Source organism: Methylovorus menthalis, from assembly GCF_020523625.1.
Classification (GTDB): domain Bacteria; phylum Pseudomonadota; class Gammaproteobacteria; order Burkholderiales; family Methylophilaceae; genus Methylovorus; species Methylovorus menthalis.
The window spans coordinates 474,974-491,513 of sequence record NZ_JAJAQH010000001.1 but is presented as its reverse complement, the minus strand read 5'-3'; the positions used below and the strand labels follow the sequence as shown (position 1 = coordinate 491,513).

The window sequence follows — 16,540 nt, the reverse complement described above, 5'->3', positions numbered from 1 at the left end:
TCCATTTGGCATATCCATAGCGTTGGCCGGGTAAACCTGTTTACCCGGCCTTTTTTATATGTCAGCAGGCTTGTGGCCCAGACTCTGCTCACGTAACACCGCTTCCAGTGCCGCCAGCGGCATGGGCCTCCCATAAAAATAGCCCTGTACCGCACGGCAACCCGATGCCTTGAGATAGTCGGATTGCACTTGGGTTTCCACGCCCTCCGCCACAACATCCAGATTCAGCACATGGGCAATGGAGATCATGGCTTTCACCAGTTCTGATTTGTGCGTGTCATGTGGCACATCTTTGACGAAGCTGCGATCAATCTTGATCTGCTTGACCGGAAAACGGTTGAGATAGCTTAGTGCCGAATACCCGGTGCCAAAATCATCGATCGAAATCACCAGCCCCATGGCATCAAATGCGTTCAAGGTATTGAGAATATCGAGGTTGCTTTCCAGCAGCAGGCTTTCGGTGATTTCCAGCTTGATCCATTCAGGACGGCAGCCAGTTTCTTGCAAGATGCGGGTGACAGAGGCAAGCAATGGGTTTTGAATAAACTGGCGGGTAGAAAGATTCACCGCGATCTTCAATGGAACATCCTTGCCCCTGTTCCATTGCACGGCCTGCCTGCAAGCTGTTGTGAGCACCCACTCTCCAAGCTCGATGATCATCCCGGTTTCCTCGGCTACCGGAATAAATACATTGGGCATCATGAGGCCATGCTCGCTCTGGTTCCAGCGCAACAGGGCCTCTACCCCCACAATCCGGTTTTCCAGCAGATCCCATTGCGGCTGGTAATAGAGCTCCAGCTCCTGTTGCTGAATGGCCCGGCGCATCATGGTTTCAAGCTCAATCCGGGCAGATGAAACCTCGGTCAGCGCACTGACATAAAACTGAAAGTTGTTACGTCCCTGGGCCTTGGCGTGATACATGGCGGTATCAGCAAATTTTAGCAGGGTATCGGCATCCTGGCTATCCGTCGGGTAGCGGGCAATGCCAACGCTGGTTGACACAAACAGCTCCCGGCCCGCCACCAGAAATGGCTGGCGGAAAGCCTGGATCAAAGTCTGTGCCATGGCAATCAATTCAGGCTCCGCATCGCCCGGCCTCAACATCAGCACAAACTCATCGCCGCCCATGCGGGCAATCATGTCGCCTTCGCGCAGATGATCCTGCAAACGCGCCGCCGCCTCACATAACAATAAATCGCCGGTACTGTGCCCCAGGGTTTCGTTGATCTGCTTGAACCGGTCCAGATCCAGCACCATCAGGCTAAAGATCTGACTTGCATCTGTGGCTGCCAATATCCCGCTGCGCATCTGCTCCAGCAACATGGCGCGATTAGGCAAGCGGGTCAGCGCATCATAAAACGCCATGTCATGAATACGCTGCCGGTATTCCACGATTTCCGTAATATCACGCCCTACTGCCAGCACGCTGGCCACGGTACCATCAGGGTTAAACTCCGGCATCATTCGGATATGCCGCACCAATAGCTTTCCATTCGACGCTTTCAGCGGAAGCTCCAGCTCATCCGGCTGGCCAGAAAGAAAAGCCTGCCGGATACGTGCCTCATATTCCACCGTCACCGTACCACCGGGAAAGTCGCTTGGCGTGGTATGCAGGACCACTTCGGGGGTGGTATCAAAGTATTCCAGCATGCGCTGATTGACATAAAGACGCCTGCAATTGGCATCGTAGCGGGTTATCGTATCGGGGGAATTATCCAGCAATGAACGAAGTTCGCGTTCACGCTCCTGCAACTGGGTATCCGAACGATGCCGCTCAATGGCGATGGCCACCAGATGGCTAGCCTGATGAATGAAGTTGAGGTCTTCTGCACTGGGCGCCCCTACCTCGCGTCGATAGATGGCAAAGGTGCCCAGCAAGCGGTGGCCTGAATCAAAAATGGGTTCAGACCAGCACGCCAGCAAATTCGCAGCCAAGGCGATCTCTTTATAAGGTGCCCAATAAGGATGGGTGCATATATCATCCACCAGCACCCGCTCTTGCAACACCGCCGCTGTTCCGCAAGAACCTACGCCCATGCCGATGGTAACCCCATCCACCGCAGCCACAAATTCAGCCGGGAGGCTGGGCGCATGGGTACAGAACAAGCGCGTGCCCGTGCTATCGAGCAGCATGATGCTGCATAAAAAGCCGGGCTTGGCTTGCTCCATGTAGCGTGTGACCAGATCCAGCACGCTGGAGAAAGCGTCACCATGCGCGAGCGATTCCAGAATCAGTAAGCGCATCTGCTCCAGGCGCTCATGCATGCGCAGCTGCGTCATGTCACGCCCAACCGCCAGCACACTGACCACGCGGCCCTGCTGATCACTTTCCGGAATCAGGCGCCACTCCAGATAACTCGGCTTGCCATGCATGGTGACATCCAAGACGACAGTGATGGCTTCTTCGCGTTGGGCAACTTCCTGAATCGATTTCAAAATGGGAGCGTCCTGTCCCACAATACCTGGCCAGCTAACACTCTGCTGCCCGATCAGGTCGGGGGCCCTGGTCTGAAACGTTTCGCAAAAAACCGGGTTTACATACAGATAGCGGCCTTGCAGATCAAAGCGTGCAATAAGATCCGGGATATTTTCCAGCAAGGTACTGAGCTTGCGCGTGGCCTCGTTCAGCAGGCTCACATCGCGCCCCACGGCCAATACGCCGGAGATCTGCCCCGAAGCATCATGCTCTGGCACCATGCGTACGGCAATCACTTTGTTGTGGACTTGGCTATCCGTGGGTTGCCTGTCCATAAAAAAATCAAAGTCGCACTCCTGCCCGCTCGCGATCACCTGCTTTACTCGCGCCACATAGTCCTGCAAGGCCTGCGATGCCGGATTCAGCTCCAGACTGGTTTTACCCAGCAACTCGGCGATTGGCCGCTGTAACAAAGCCTCAGCCACCGGATTCAAAAATACACGCTTGCCTTCGCTGTCGTAACGAATAACCGGATCAGGCAAATGATCCACCAGCGTGTGGTAGAGCTGCTCCTGACTGCGTAATTGCTGTTCGGTCTCTTTGCGGTCGTTGATATCGCGCACCATGACCAGCCGATAGGGAACGCCTTCATACTCAAACAGGCTGGCATGAATTTCCACCGGAAACTGGCTGCCATCCTTGCGCCTATGCATGGTCTCTACCACTAGATGAGACGCGGTATTGTCCAGGGCTGTCCTGGTTATTTCCGGCCACCCGTCACTATGTATTTCCCCCATCTCCATGTGCAGCAGCTCTTCACGGCTGTAGCCCAGGGCATTGCAGGCGGCATCATTCACATAGGTCAGGCGCTCATTTTCATCCAGCAAATACGCGGCTTCAGTGACCTGGTTAAGCGCAAAATTCATCAACACACGATGTTGTTCGCCCAGTTTGCGGTCGGTGATATTTTCAATGCGAAGGAGATAAAACAGGAGGGTATTGTCTTGGGAACGTATGGGAGAGAAAGCGCTGCTGAGCCAGACATGGCGACCGGAACGATGTTTGAACCTGTGCTCCAGTGGTTGCGCACAACATGCCGCCAATACCTCGCGCCACGTCAGCTTTTCCGCTTGCCAATCTTCAGGGTGCACCAGCTCGCAATAACTGGTTTTGAGTAACTCCGATTCTTCATAGCCCAGTTGCTGGCAGCAAGGGCCATTGGCAGCCAGCCAGTGACCGTCCGTATCAACGATCGCCATGCTGATTGACGCCAGCTCACCCGCCATGGCGAGCAAATGTTTGCTCTCTGCCAGTGCCTTCTGGGCGTCAAGAAGATATGTGGTCATCATTGCGCTGTGTTCTTCCCATTATTCTCATGGTCATGAAATTCGCTGGAATAATTCCCCGGTTCGCGATCTACATGACGCAAGAACTTATTATGCAAACAACCCCTTATAAAACTATCCCAATTGCTGACGAGTGTCCAATTTAAATACGCGCTGGGCAGGGTAAAATGACCAGGCCTGACACCCTGCTCTCCCGACACCATACGTGGTTAGAATACGCGGCGAGGTTTAAACTTTTTCTTATTCAAATTGACCAACCCAGCATGTGTAAGGCCTTGTCCAGTCACTCCCTTTGCCAACAATAACCTAACCGGGCAATCGCCCCTGCCATGGATATATGCCACTGATTCCGCGCAATAAATTATTCTCCAGCTCGACCACCTTAGCCATACTTCTCGCTGCGCTTGCCATGCTGGGGCCTTTTTCAGTGGATACCTATCTGCCCGCCTTTCCGGCCATTCAGGATTCCATCAACGCCACGCCAATCGAGGTGCAACAAACTCTGACGGCCTACATGTTTGCCTTCGCTGTCATGATCCTCTGGCATGGTGCGCTCTCCGATGCCTTTGGCCGTCGCAATATTGTGCTGGTGGCGCTGGCCGTATTTGCCATTGGTTCGCTGGGCTGCGCTGCCGCCCACAGCGTGGAATACCTGTGGGCATTCCGCATTTTGCAGGGGGTTTCCGCGGGTGCGGGCGTGGTGGTGGGGCGTGCCATCATTCGCGATCGCTACGACGATGTGCCCGCCGCACGGCTGCTATCGCTGGTGACCATGATCTTTTCCATTGCCCCGGCCATCGCGCCCATCCTCGGCGGCTGGATTGTGAAATGGTTTGATTGGCGCACTATCTTCCTGGTTTTGTTTGTCTACACCATCCTGCTGTTCTGGGCCTGCTATAAGTTGTTGCCAGAAACCCTGCCATTAGGCAAACGCCAGCCATTCAATCCGCATTTTTTATGGGCCAGCTACAAGCAGGTATTTCGTTCGCCATTGTTCCAATTGAAGTCCGGTACGCTGGCATTCAATTTCGCCGGTCTGTTTTTGTATGTGGCGGCGGCGCCAGTGTTTCTCACACAGCATTTGCATCTGGGGCCTGACCAGTTTGGCTGGCAGTTTATTCCAGCCGTGTCGGGTATTTTTCTGGGAGCACTCGCCGCCAATCGCATGGCGGGTAAATTGCCCGTGCAACGCCAGGTTCACATTGGCTTTATCTTCATGGTGGGCGCCAGCCTGGCCAACGTGATTTACCATGCCATTTTCCCACCTGCCCTGCCGTGGTCGGTAATGCCGCTCTTTTTCTATACCATAGGCATGTCCATGGCGGCACCGGGTATCACCCTATTTGTGCTGGATCTCTTCCCCGCCATCCGCGGTACTGTGGCCTCGTGCCAATCCTTTACCCAAACCATGCTGTCGGCAGTAGTCGCCGGCGGACTTGCTCCTATGCTGTCGCACTCGGTCCTGTGGCTCGCGGGTGGTCAACTGGGATTCAGCCTGGTCGGCCTGGTGTTATGGCTAGCCGGGCAACGCTATTATCGCCATAGCCAGCAGCTGGAGGCGGAGAAACTCAATGCCTGGGAAGCCATTAAATAAAGCACTAGTCCGACAGCCATGTCAGACCAGCCCCGATAGGCAGGCCACCCATGGCACACTAAACTGAGCTTTCATTGTTGCCGCATGGATCAGATAGCGGCAACTTACTCGCAATAATGTACTCAGACGTTATGTTGGTTTTTCACCGACTTCGTCACTCATCACAAGGAGAGCATCATGAGATTATTGATCAAGACTTTGGTGGTTGGTTATATCGTTAAGCGTGTTGCAAAATCTTACCTGCATCGCGAGCCTGCTAGAATCGCAGAATAAGCTGGCTGCAGCAGTATCGGGCGCCTGCAAGCGTGGGGCGCCTGTGTTTTATCAGGGGCTCGCCCCTTTCCGCTTTACCCTCAACGATCACTTCACATTAACAGGCTCGACTGGGATACACGTTGATAAAGAACATTCACAACGGGCGCCCGCTTGGGTCTGCCGCCTTTTTTTTGATGCTGGTTGCAGCCTGCTGGCTGATCATGGCACCTAAGCTTGCGCATTCCGCACCATCAAGCGGCCCCCAAGTACTGGATTTATCTGGCCGTTGGCAATTCATGCCCATCAACCGCGTCCCCGTCACGCCGAGCATGACCCCGCCTGCAGAAGGCTGGAAGACGATCAACGTGCCAGACAACTGGTTCAGGCAAGGCCAGGATATCTCCGGCCAAGCCTGGTATAGCACGCACTTCAGGCTGGATGACAGCACCCGTGGCAAGCATGCCGAGCTGAAGTTTGAAGGCGTAGATTATCTGGCGGATGTCTGGGTCAATGGGCAGTACCTTGGCCACCACGAAGGTTACTTCCAGCCATTTTCATTTGATATCACCCCCCATTTGCGCGATGGCGATAATGTCATTACCGTGCTGGTAGATAGCCCGCTGGAAAAACCGGAAGATTGGTCTTTGCATAAACGATTGGTGAAGGGAATATTCAGTCACCATGACACCCGCCCCGGGGGCGCTTGGTCGCCGCGTGGGCAAGAACAGAACACCGGCGGTATCTGGGCGCCGGTCACCATCGCCTTCAGCGATCAGCTTGCCGTACAGGGCCTCAAGCTGACACCACGCCGCCATGGCAATGCTTGGCGCCTGGATGGGGAAGTGGCGGTAGCCAGCGATGTTTCACATGAAACCTTGGTACAGGTCGAAGCCGAGCTGGTGCCAGAAAATTTTGAAGGCCGCAGCTATCGCTTTGCCCAGCCGCTTAAGTTAAAGCCTGGTAGCCAGACCTTTCCCTTGCAGTATGCACTCACCCAGCCCGAGCTTTGGTGGCCAGCCGACTATGGCAAACCTAATCTGTATCGATTCAAGCTGCGCATCACCAACAATGGTCGGGTATTGGATGCACGCGAACAGGTGCTGGGCTTGCGCGAGGTGCGTGTCGATGAAACCACACAGCAGTGGTATATCAATAACCATCGCATGTTCATGCGTGGCACCAACTATATTGGCAGCCAGTGGCTGGCAGAAATGACGCCTGATCGTTACGAGCGCGATATCCGCATGATGCGCGACGCCCATGTGAACGCGATCCGGGTGCATGCCCATATCGCATCTGCGGCCTTTTACGAGGCCTGCGATCGCAATGGCATGCTGGTGATGCAGGATTTCCCGCTACTCTGGGGATACAGCGATGACGACGCTTTTCATCGCACCGCACGCGCCCAGGCTGCTGACATGGTGCGAACCCTGTACCACCACCCCTCTGTCGTCTCCTGGACCATGCACAACGAGCCGCCGTGGGATTCGCCATGGATGGTCAGCAAGTATCCGGACTACCGCGCAGATCAGAACCTCGCGCTGGATAATGCGCTCTACCAGGATGTACGTGCCCTCGACGATACCCGCATCACGCGCCGTGAATCCGGCACCAAGGAGCATGAGTGGCTAGGCTGGTATTCCGACAACTGGCATGCCTTTGCCCGCCCTGCCCCCAACCCCTGGATTACTGAATTTGGTGCGCAGGCCTTGCCGGTGATGAGCAGCCTCAAGCGTTTGTTTAGCGAAGCTGAGATGTGGCCGCAAACCGAACCGCAATGGGAAAAATGGCAATTCCATAATTTTCAGCCGCATGAGACCTTCAATATTGCCCATGTGCCGCGCGGCAACAACGTGCAAGAACTGATGGAAAACACGCAGGCCTATCAATCGCGCTTGATTCAATTTGCTGCTGAAAACTACCGGCGCCAGCGCTATGCGCCAGTATCCGCCATTTTCCAGTTCATGTTTGTGGAAAACTGGCCCTCCATCAACTGGGGGGTGGTGGATTACTGGCGCCAGCCAAAACCCGGCTATGACGCCTTGCGTACGGCCTTTCAGCCAGTGCTTCCCAGCCTGCAATGGGTAAAAGACCAATACGCGAGTGGCGAAACCATCATCATCGGCCTGTGGGCCATCAATGATCTTTGGCAGCCTTATCCTCAGGCGAAGTACACCATCAGCCTGTTACGGGATGGCCAGGCAGTGGATCAACGCGAGTGGATGCTGGATATGGCCGCGGACAGCGGCAAAAAGCTGGAAGATTACCGTCTGGAACAACCCAAGCCAGGGCAGTACGAGTTGCAGGCCGAGTTACAGGATAGCCAAGGCAAACGCCTTGGGAGCAACCGGTTCCGGTTCAGCGTCACGCCTTGACCAGCAACACCACCGCTACCTGATCAGCTTTGCAGCTTGAGGGTGCGCAAGGTGCGAGTACGCACTTGCGCGAGCAATGCCGCATCCTCAATCAAAGACTCGCCCCAAGATGGCACCATGGCTTTCAATTGCTGTTGCCATGCCGTCTCTTGCAGGCGCGCCTTGAAACAGCGCTGCAATACATCCAGCATGGCCTGTACCGAGGTAGATGCCCCGGGCGAAGCTCCCAGCAATGCTGCCAGCGTGCCATCCGCCGAGGCGACAATCTCCGTGCCGAATTCGAGCTTGCCGCCTTTATCGTCACAGCGCTTGATAATCTGCACGCGCTGTCCGGCCTTGGCGAGCGTCCAGTCTTCATCGCGCGCTTGCGGGTAAAACTGGCGCAGAGCCTCTACCCGCTTGCTGTGTGACTGAAAAACCTCGCCGATCAGATACCGCGTCAGATCAAGATTATGCCGACCGGCACCCAGCATGGATTTGAGATTGCGTGGCTTCACCGAGGCTGGCAGGTTCAGCCATGAGCCTTGCTTGAGAAACTTGGTGGTAAACCCGGCATAAGGACCAAACAGCAAGGCGGGCTTGCCATCAATATAGCGGGTATCGAGATGCGGCACCGACATGGGCGGCGCACCCAGCGGGGCCTTGCCATAGACCTTGGCCTGATGCTGACGGATGATCTCGGGCTTGTTGCAGACCAGCCACAAGCCACTGACCGGAAAGCCACCATAGCCGCGCGCTTCGGGAATGCCCGACTTTTGCAGCAAAGGCAGCGCACCACCGCCAGCGCCCAGAAATACAAAGCCTGCCTCGACGATCTGGTTATCGGCGGCTTGTTTGCCTTTCAGTTGCACGCGCCAGCGGCCATTATGGAGCTGACGGAGGCTTTTGACGCCGGTATTGGTCTTGAGCTCAAATCCTGTACGTGTTTGTAGGGACTGCACCAGCTGGCGCGTCAATGCGCCAAAATCAATATCGCTGCCATAGGCCACACGCGTGGCTGCTACTGGCTGCGAGGCCGGGCGATCACCCATCACCAATGGCATCCACTCCGCAATCACGCGTGGATCATCACTGAACTCCATATCCTTGAACAAAGGATGCTGGCTAAGCGCTACATGACGCTGACGTAAAAATTCGACGTTTTCAGCGCCCCAGACAAAGCTTTCATGTGGGGTGGGACGAATAAATTGTTGGGGCTCGGGCAATAGATCGTTCTCTACCAACCAAGACCAGAATTGCAACGAGACTTCAAAAGCTGCGTTAATGCTCAGGGCACGCTTGATCTCTACTTTGCCATCTGCCAATTGGGGGGTGTAATTCAACTCACAATAGCCGGCATGGCCGGTACCGGCGTTATTCCAGCCATCCGAGCTTTCGGCGGCGACCTGCGGCAGGCGTTCCACCATCAAGATGGTCAAGGTGGGATCCAGCTGTTGCAGCATGGTGCCCAAGGTCGCGCTCATGACGCCACCGCCTACCAACAAAATATCTACCTGCCTGTCTGTCACGTCTCTCCCCAAGCGCTTAACGCGCATCCGTCCATTGCATGATGAATAGCGGCGCTATTATAACTGCTTGGGGCAAGGCCTGCTCGGTACCGACCTGCGTGAGAAAGGCTGCATACCTTTCAGCATGCAGCCCTGATGACGTCCAACTGTTAGAAAAGAATCCGCTCAGTAATACCCAGGTGGAGGAGGTGGCGGTGGATAGTAAGCGGGCGGTGGCGGGGTGTAGCTCTGCACCACACGGCGTTGATTTGCTTCGCTGGCTGCTACTGGCACCTGATGCCCCTTGGCATACATGCATTGCAAATACGCATTATCGTAGCGTTGCTGCACGGTATACGATGAGGCTTGTGCAGCATCCGCACCGGCCGCAGTCCCTACCAGCAAGCCGGTACCCGCACCTACGGCTGTTGCCCCATGCCCACCGATGGCAGCCCCAAGCACTGCACCAACTGCCGTGCCGACGGCCGCACTTTTCACCAAGCTATCGTCTCCGGCCTGTTTGGCCGAGGCTCCGCTTTGCTGAAGGCCGTATTGGCGGCAACTGGCGTCATCGGCCCTGAACTGGTCAAAGGTTTTGGTACTGCCAGGCAGGGCCATGCGACTAGGCCCATCCGGCACGGTGACGCAACCACTCACAACCAGGCCACCGCCCAGCAATACATATAATGGGATCTTCATGATGTTCCCTCGCTACTTGGCCGGTGCCGGTGGTTGCGGAGCCACCTTTTGCCAGCCTTGTGAGCATTCCTTCACGTACGGGTAATAGCCCTCAGGCTGCGCGCAGTGGTACCAGTAATTATCGGTCGCGGGGGCGGCTGGCGCCTGTGCCGGTGCAACCTGCGCTTGTGGTTGCTCCACATACACTTCAGGCTGCGGCGCTGGGCGCACGATGATAGGTGGCGGAACTGGATAGCCATAGTAATAAGGGTCGTAATAATACGGACGTGGGTAATACGGTCCCCAGCCCGGTCCCCAACCGGGGCCAAAGCCCGGCCCTACATAAACGCCAACATTGCCATGGAAATGGCCGCGATCTGCCAATGCCACTCCGCTACCCAGCAAACCGGCAGCAACGCTGACAGCCAAGATAATATTTTTAAAGCCATGCATATTGTTAATCCTGTCTACCCGTCGAAATGCGGGTTACAAATAAGACTGGACCCCCGGCCGTGCAGTTCTGGTATCCCGTGTAAAGTTATGTAAACAATTCACCTATAAATCATAAACTTATGAAGTTAATCCAACTTTTAATGTCACTTTTTCAAGCGGGTGATGCCCTTCTCTTGGCAGTTAGATTTTTTTTAAGGGCGCGGCTATACTACAAGCGGTGGAGATGGCATTCCTCCCTTAACCGCTGCCTTGCAGCTGATGATGCCTACGAGAACACCCTGGCCAGGGTGCGTAGGTGCACGCCCCCTGTCCCGGCTTTGCAATCAGCCCATCTTGAAGGACAGTTTTCATGCTTAACTCAATTTTCGTTATCGGCCTGGGCGCTGCACTGGGTGCTGTATCCCGCTGGTGGCTTGGTTCGGCACTTAATGCCATCTTCCCCACCATACCGCCAGGCACACTGGCTGCCAACCTTATAGGTGGTTATCTTATTGGCCTGCTGCTGGCCTTGTTTGCCAGCCTGCCGCAACTATCTCCAGAATGGCGCTTGTTTGCGATTACCGGATTTCTGGGCGGTCTCACCACATTTTCCACTTTCTCGGCGGAAGTTACCGCCCTGCTGCAACAAGGTCGCCTAAGCTGGGCGGGCGCTGCCATTCTGCTGCATGTGGTCGGCTCTATCAGCATGACGCTGCTCGGCTTTGCCACCATCAACGCGATCAAATCGCTTTAGGAAAAAGGAGTGTGCCATGCAAGGATTTCAACTGCCGTTTTACACCGCACAAAACCGCCATCACGAACAGCGCCCCATTCACGACTGGCTGCTGGACGAAGCCCGCAAGCTTGGGATCAAAGGGGCGACCATTATCCCTGCCAGCCAGGGTTACGGCCACGATGGCGTCTTGCATGCCGCGCATTTTTTTGAGTTGGCAGATCAGCCGGTGCAAGTGATCATGATCGTGCAGAGCAATGAGGCAGACCAGCTTTTTGCACTTTTAGCGCAACATGCGCTTTCCCTGTTTTACGTTAAAACCCCGGTTGAATTCGGAACAACGGGTTAACACTGCCTCTGCAAGTTTGCCGGGGGGCCCGCACCCCCGTATGATGGGGCCCATGAAACCTCCCAAACGCCTGGAGCCCCTGATTGAAGATGGGCTGATTGATGAAGTGCTACGCCAGCTCATGAGTGGCAAGGAAGCCACCGTCTATGTAGTTCGTTGCGGCGATGATGTTCGCTGTGCCAAGGTATACAAAGAAGCCGACAAACGCAGCTTTCGCCAGAGTGTGGATTACACCGAGGGCCGCAAGGTCAAAAGCAGCCGTCAGGCCCGTGCCATGGGTAAAGGTTCACGCTATGGGCGCAAGCTGCAGGAAGAGGCCTGGCAGAGTGCCGAGGTTGATGCGCTCTATCGCCTGGCCGCGGCTGGTGTGCGCGTGCCCCAGCCATACAATTTTTACGAAGGCGTGTTACTGATGGAGCTGGTAACGGATGCCGCAGGCCACGCCGCCCCTCGCCTCAATGATGTCGAGTTCACCGAGCAAGAAGCGCTGCAGCACCACCAAAGCCTGCTGGTGGATGTCATCCGCATGCTGAATGCAGGTATCGTGCATGGCGACCTTTCCGAATTCAATATCCTGCTGGGCAGCCATGGGCCTGTCATCATCGATTTGCCGCAAGCCGTTAACGCAGCCGGTAACAACCACGCCAGCAGCATGCTGGAGCGCGATGTAGATAATCTTGCCGCCTATTTCGGCCGCTTTGCTCCCTCGCTGCTAGGCACGCAATATGGCAAGGAAATTTGGGCGCTGTATGCTCATGGCGACCTGACCATCGAATCCAAACTCACTGGGCATGTGGCACCAGATGCCACGCCGGTGGATTTAAAGAGCGTGCTGCGGGTGATTGATGATGTGCGCAAGGAAGAAGAAAAAAAACAGGCTCGCGCCACAGAAACACCTGCAGATAAAAGCCGACCGCAGCATAGTTAATATTATTTTCCCCAATATGCATTTCTGATCGCTCAGGCGATTTTTTTCAAGGCACCCTAACCCTGACCATGCAAACAGATGTAAAAGACGCTCCAAAGTACGCCATCGTTGCCTCCGTGCAATTACCCAGTGTCAGTGACATTGAGTTTGAAGCATCGCTCACCGAACTGCGCGAACTGGCCAAAACGCTGGGCTATCATGTCGTGCATACCTTTGTGCAAAAACGCGGCAGTTTTGATACCACTGCCTACCTCGGCATCGGCAAACGCCAGGAAATCCAGGCATGGGTCAGCCATGAAAACGAAATCGCCGAACAGGAAGATGCCCCCGCAGACAGTCACCTCATAGAAGCAATTCTGGTCGACCATGAGATTTCGCCTTCCCAGGCACGCAACCTGGAAAAAGAAACCGGTTGTGAAGTCATGGACCGCACCATGGTGATCCTGGAAATCTTTCACCGTAATGCCCGCTCCCGCGCTGCCAAAGCCCAGGTTGAGATTGCACGCCTGGGATACATGGCGCCGAGACTGCGTGAAGCCGCCAAACTCGCAGGCCCGCAGGGCCGACAACGTAGCGGTGTGGGTGGCCGCGGCGCCGGTGAATCCTCAACCGAGCTTGATCGCCGCAAGATACGTGACCGCATCGCCGAGCTGCAGCTCGAGATATTGGCCATGGAAGCCGAGCGCAAAACCCAGCGTGCCAGAAGGCAACAACGGCAAGGCCTCACCAGCGTTGCGCTCGTAGGCTATACCAATGCCGGAAAATCCACCCTGATGCGTGCTCTTACCGGCAGCGAAGTTCTGGTGGCCAACAAGCTTTTTGCCACACTGGACACCACCGTACGCACGCTCTATCCGGAGAGCGTGCCGCGCGTGCTTGTCAGCGATACCGTAGGCTTCATCAAAAACCTGCCCCACGGTCTGGTCGCATCCTTCAAATCCACACTGGATGAAGCGCTGGATGCCGCCCTACTGCTACACGTGATCGACGCCAGCGACCCCGGCTTTGAACGCCAGCTGGAAGTCACCGACAAAGTGCTTGAGGAAATCAGCGCAGATGATGTCCCCCGAATCCGCGTCTTCAATAAAATTGACCATGTAGGCGATGCCGATGCCCAAGCCGAGCGTGAAGCGGCCCTCAAAACCCAATACCCTGACTGTGTCGTCATGAGTGCCCGCCGTCCTGAGGATGTCTCCAAGTTGCACAAGATGATCGTGGAGTTTTTTCAGCGGGATCTGATTGAAACGGAAATTTTCGTACCCTGGGCCAAGCAGCAATTACTGGGCGAAATCTACGCTAGCTGCCAGGTACGTGGCGAACGCTCGGATGAGCAAGGGACCTTCTTCCAGATATGTGGGGAAACGTCAGTATTAGAAAGACTGCAGGAAAAACTATCTGAATAATTTTTTCCAGTTTTATTCAGATAGCTGAAATAAAAAAGCGGCCAAATGGCCGCTTTTTTACAATCAAAATAATTCTAACTACTTAAATATCAAGATTATTTACACCCAGCGCGTTGCTTTCAATAAAGGCGCGACGTGGTTCTACCTGGTCGCCCATCAAGGTGGTGAAAATCTCGTCTGCGGCAATCGCATCGTCGATCTGCACTTTGAGCAGGCGGCGCACGGTAGGATCCATGGTGGTTTCCCACAGCTGTTCCGGGTTCATCTCGCCCAGGCCTTTGTAGCGCTGGATATTGAGGTTGTGCTTGGCTTCTTCCAGCAACCAGTCAAGCGCGGCCTTGAAAGTAGCTATAGGCTGTGATTTTTCGCCACGCTTGATAGTGGCGCCCTCTCCCAGCAGGCCTTGCAGCATGACCGACATCTTGCTGATCTGGCGGTAATCGCCGCTACCGAGGAAGTCGGTATCAACCACGCAGGATTGCAGATTGCCGTGTACGTATTTGTTGACTTCGAGGCGATAGGTGCCGGTTTCAAGGTCTTGTGCCACGATGACTTCTGAGCCGGTGTGGCCCAGCAATGGGCGCAGCTTCTCGGCCACAGCGTTGGCATGCTCTTCGGTATCAAGCTCTACCGTACCTTCTACGTTTTGCAAGGCACGCAGCACGCTTTCATCGTAAAGCGAGACCAGGCGACGGATAACGGCTTCGGTAAGCACCATTTGCTTGGCGATCTCGGCCAGTTGCTCGCCTGCCAGCGTTTCTCCACCTTCACGCGTTAAAAGCTCGGCACCCTTGAGGGAAGATTGCAGCAGGTATTGATCCAGCTCTTGCTGATCCTTGAGGTAACGCTCGTCCTTGCCCTGCTTGACCTTATAGAGAGGTGGCTGGGCGATGTAGATGTGGCCGCGTTCCACCAGTTCCGTCATCTGACGATAGAAGAACGTAAGCAACAGGGTACGGATGTGGGCACCGTCAACGTCAGCATCGGTCATGATGATGATGCGGTGGTAGCGCAGCTTGTCAGCGCTGAAGTCGTCTTTGCCTATGCCTGTGCCCATGGCCGTAATCAGCGTGGCAATTTCCTGCGAGGACAACAGCTTGTCAAAGCGGGCTTTTTCCACATTCAGAATCTTGCCCTTAAGCGGCAGAATAGCCTGAAACTTGCGGTCGCGGCCTTGTTTGGCTGAGCCGCCGGCGGAGTCACCCTCGACCAGGTACAGTTCACATTTGCTAGGATCGCGTTCTTGGCAGTCAGCCAGCTTGCCAGGCAAGCCCATGGTATCCATGACGCCTTTACGGCGGGTCATTTCACGCGCTTTGCGGGCGGCATCGCGGGCGCGGGCGGCGTCTATGATCTTGCCGCAGATGACTTTGGCATCTATCGGGTTTTCAAGCAGAAACTCTGCCAGCTTGGCCGAAACCACTTCCTGTACGACAGGCTGGACTTCGCCAGATACCAGCTTGTCCTTGGTTTGGGAAGAAAACTTTGGCTCGGGGACTTTAACCGACAGTACGCAAGTAAGGCCTTCGCGCATGTCATCGCCAGTGGTTTCAATTTTGGCTTTTTTCGCTAGCTCGTTCTGCTCAATGTAGTTATTGAGCGTGCGCGTCATAGCCGTCCGCAAGCCTGTCAGGTGGGTACCACCATCGCGTTGCGGAATGTTATTGGTAAAACATTGCACTGTTTCAGCATATGAGTCATTCCACTGCATGGAAACTTCAATTGTCATGCCATCTTTCTCGCCAACGGCATAGAAAGGCTTGGGGTGGAGCACGGTTTTGCTGCGGTTCATGTACTCCACAAAACCACGTACACCACCAGAGTGTGCAAAGTTTTCAGACTTACCATTGCGTTGATCAATCAGCTCGATCTTCACGCCATTATTCAGAAAAGACAGTTCGCGAATCCGCTTGGCCAGGATTTCAAAGTGAAACTCGACAAGGCCAAACGTTTCAATAGAAGCCAAGAAGTGAACTTCAGTGCCTTTGCGTTCAGTAGTGCCGGTGATCGCGAGTGGAGCAACGGCGTCGCCACGACGGAATTCCATCTGATGCACTTGGCCATTACGATAAATTTTGAGTTTGAGCCAGTCAGACAAGGCATTTACAACAGAAACGCCCACGCCGTGCAAACCACCAGACACTTTGTAAGAGTTTTGATCGAACTTGCCACCTGCATGCAGTTCGGTCATCACAATTTCAGCAGCAGAACGCTTTACCGCCTTGATGTCATCGTATTTGATGTCGGTCGGAATACCTCGGCCATTATCAGAAACGCTGACTGAATTATCAGGATGGATGATAACTTTGATGTCATCACAATGCCCTGCCAAGGCTTCGTCAATCGCATTATCGAGGACCTCGAATACCATATGGTGCAAGCCACTACCATCGGAAGTGTCACCAATGTACATGCCGGGGCGCTTGCGCACTGCGTCTAGGCCTTCAAGAATCTTGATACTGGATGAATCGTAATCTGTCATGCTTTTTATCTTTTCAAAGTTTCACGTGAAACACTTAAATCTAATGAAATCAATCGTAAGTC

The 16,540-nt window shown here is 54.7% G+C and carries 11 protein-coding genes and 1 riboswitch; of the genes, 6 read left to right on the top strand and 5 right to left on the bottom strand.

The annotated features are described in order from the left end of the window. Positions 1 to 54: 54 nt before the first annotated feature. Complete coding sequence (locus LG204_RS02215; RefSeq protein WP_230335749.1) at positions 55 to 3,762, bottom strand: EAL domain-containing protein; 3,708 nt, start codon at positions 3,760 to 3,762, stop codon at positions 55 to 57. Between the two features lie 337 nt (positions 3,763 to 4,099). On the opposite strand from LG204_RS02215, the gene LG204_RS02210 reads away from it, so the two are divergent. Both LG204_RS02210 and LG204_RS02205 read left to right on the top strand, forming a co-directional pair. After that, on the top strand, positions 4,100 to 5,356 hold the full coding sequence (locus LG204_RS02210) for a multidrug effflux MFS transporter (protein ID WP_230335748.1): 1,257 nt from the start codon (positions 4,100 to 4,102) through the stop codon (positions 5,354 to 5,356). A gap of 476 nt (positions 5,357 to 5,832) precedes the next feature. Continuing rightward, positions 5,833 to 7,986 (top strand): glycoside hydrolase family 2 protein, encoded by a 2,154-nt coding sequence (locus LG204_RS02205; protein WP_230335747.1) that lies wholly within the window; start codon positions 5,833 to 5,835, stop codon positions 7,984 to 7,986. A gap of 23 nt (positions 7,987 to 8,009) precedes the next feature. On the opposite strand, the gene mqo is transcribed toward LG204_RS02205, so the two are convergent. From mqo to LG204_RS02190, 3 genes are all read right to left on the bottom strand, one after another. Next, on the bottom strand, positions 8,010 to 9,521 hold the full coding sequence (gene mqo, locus LG204_RS02200; RefSeq protein ID WP_230335746.1) for a malate dehydrogenase (quinone): 1,512 nt from the start codon (positions 9,519 to 9,521) through the stop codon (positions 8,010 to 8,012). A gap of 138 nt (positions 9,522 to 9,659) precedes the next feature. After that, a complete protein-coding gene (locus LG204_RS02195) occupies positions 9,660 to 10,172 on the bottom strand; it encodes a YMGG-like glycine zipper-containing protein (RefSeq protein ID WP_230335745.1) in 513 nt (170 codons plus the stop codon). A 12-nt stretch (positions 10,173 to 10,184) separates the two neighbouring features. Beyond that, positions 10,185 to 10,604: a hypothetical protein gene (locus LG204_RS02190; protein WP_230335744.1), complete on the bottom strand. Its 420-nt coding sequence runs from the start codon at positions 10,602 to 10,604 to the stop codon at positions 10,185 to 10,187. A 210-nt stretch (positions 10,605 to 10,814) separates the two neighbouring features. Further along, positions 10,815 to 10,879: riboswitch (Fluoride riboswitch) on the top strand. A 74-nt stretch (positions 10,880 to 10,953) separates the two neighbouring features. On the opposite strand from LG204_RS02190, the gene crcB reads away from it, so the two are divergent. The 4 genes from crcB (at position 10,954) to hflX (ending at position 13,996) form a co-directional block, all read left to right on the top strand. Then, positions 10,954 to 11,337 carry a fluoride efflux transporter CrcB gene (crcB, locus tag LG204_RS02185; RefSeq protein WP_230335743.1) on the top strand — a complete coding sequence of 128 codons (384 nt, stop codon included), beginning with the start codon at positions 10,954 to 10,956 and terminating at the stop codon, positions 11,335 to 11,337. A gap of 16 nt (positions 11,338 to 11,353) precedes the next feature. Further along, positions 11,354 to 11,665, top strand: a complete 312-nt coding sequence (locus LG204_RS02180) for a DUF190 domain-containing protein (protein WP_230335742.1) — start codon at positions 11,354 to 11,356, stop codon at positions 11,663 to 11,665. A 52-nt stretch (positions 11,666 to 11,717) separates the two neighbouring features. Continuing rightward, positions 11,718 to 12,593 (top strand): PA4780 family RIO1-like protein kinase, encoded by an 876-nt coding sequence (locus LG204_RS02175; protein WP_230335741.1) that lies wholly within the window; start codon positions 11,718 to 11,720, stop codon positions 12,591 to 12,593. 68 nt (positions 12,594 to 12,661) lie between these two features. Next, complete coding sequence (hflX, locus tag LG204_RS02170; RefSeq protein ID WP_230335740.1) at positions 12,662 to 13,996, top strand: GTPase HflX; 1,335 nt, start codon at positions 12,662 to 12,664, stop codon at positions 13,994 to 13,996. A gap of 82 nt (positions 13,997 to 14,078) precedes the next feature. Here the strand turns inward: hflX and gyrB are convergent, their stop codons facing one another. Next, a complete protein-coding gene (gyrB, locus tag LG204_RS02165; RefSeq protein WP_230335739.1) occupies positions 14,079 to 16,478 on the bottom strand; it encodes a DNA topoisomerase (ATP-hydrolyzing) subunit B in 2,400 nt (799 codons plus the stop codon). Positions 16,479 to 16,540: the final 62 nt, after the last annotated feature.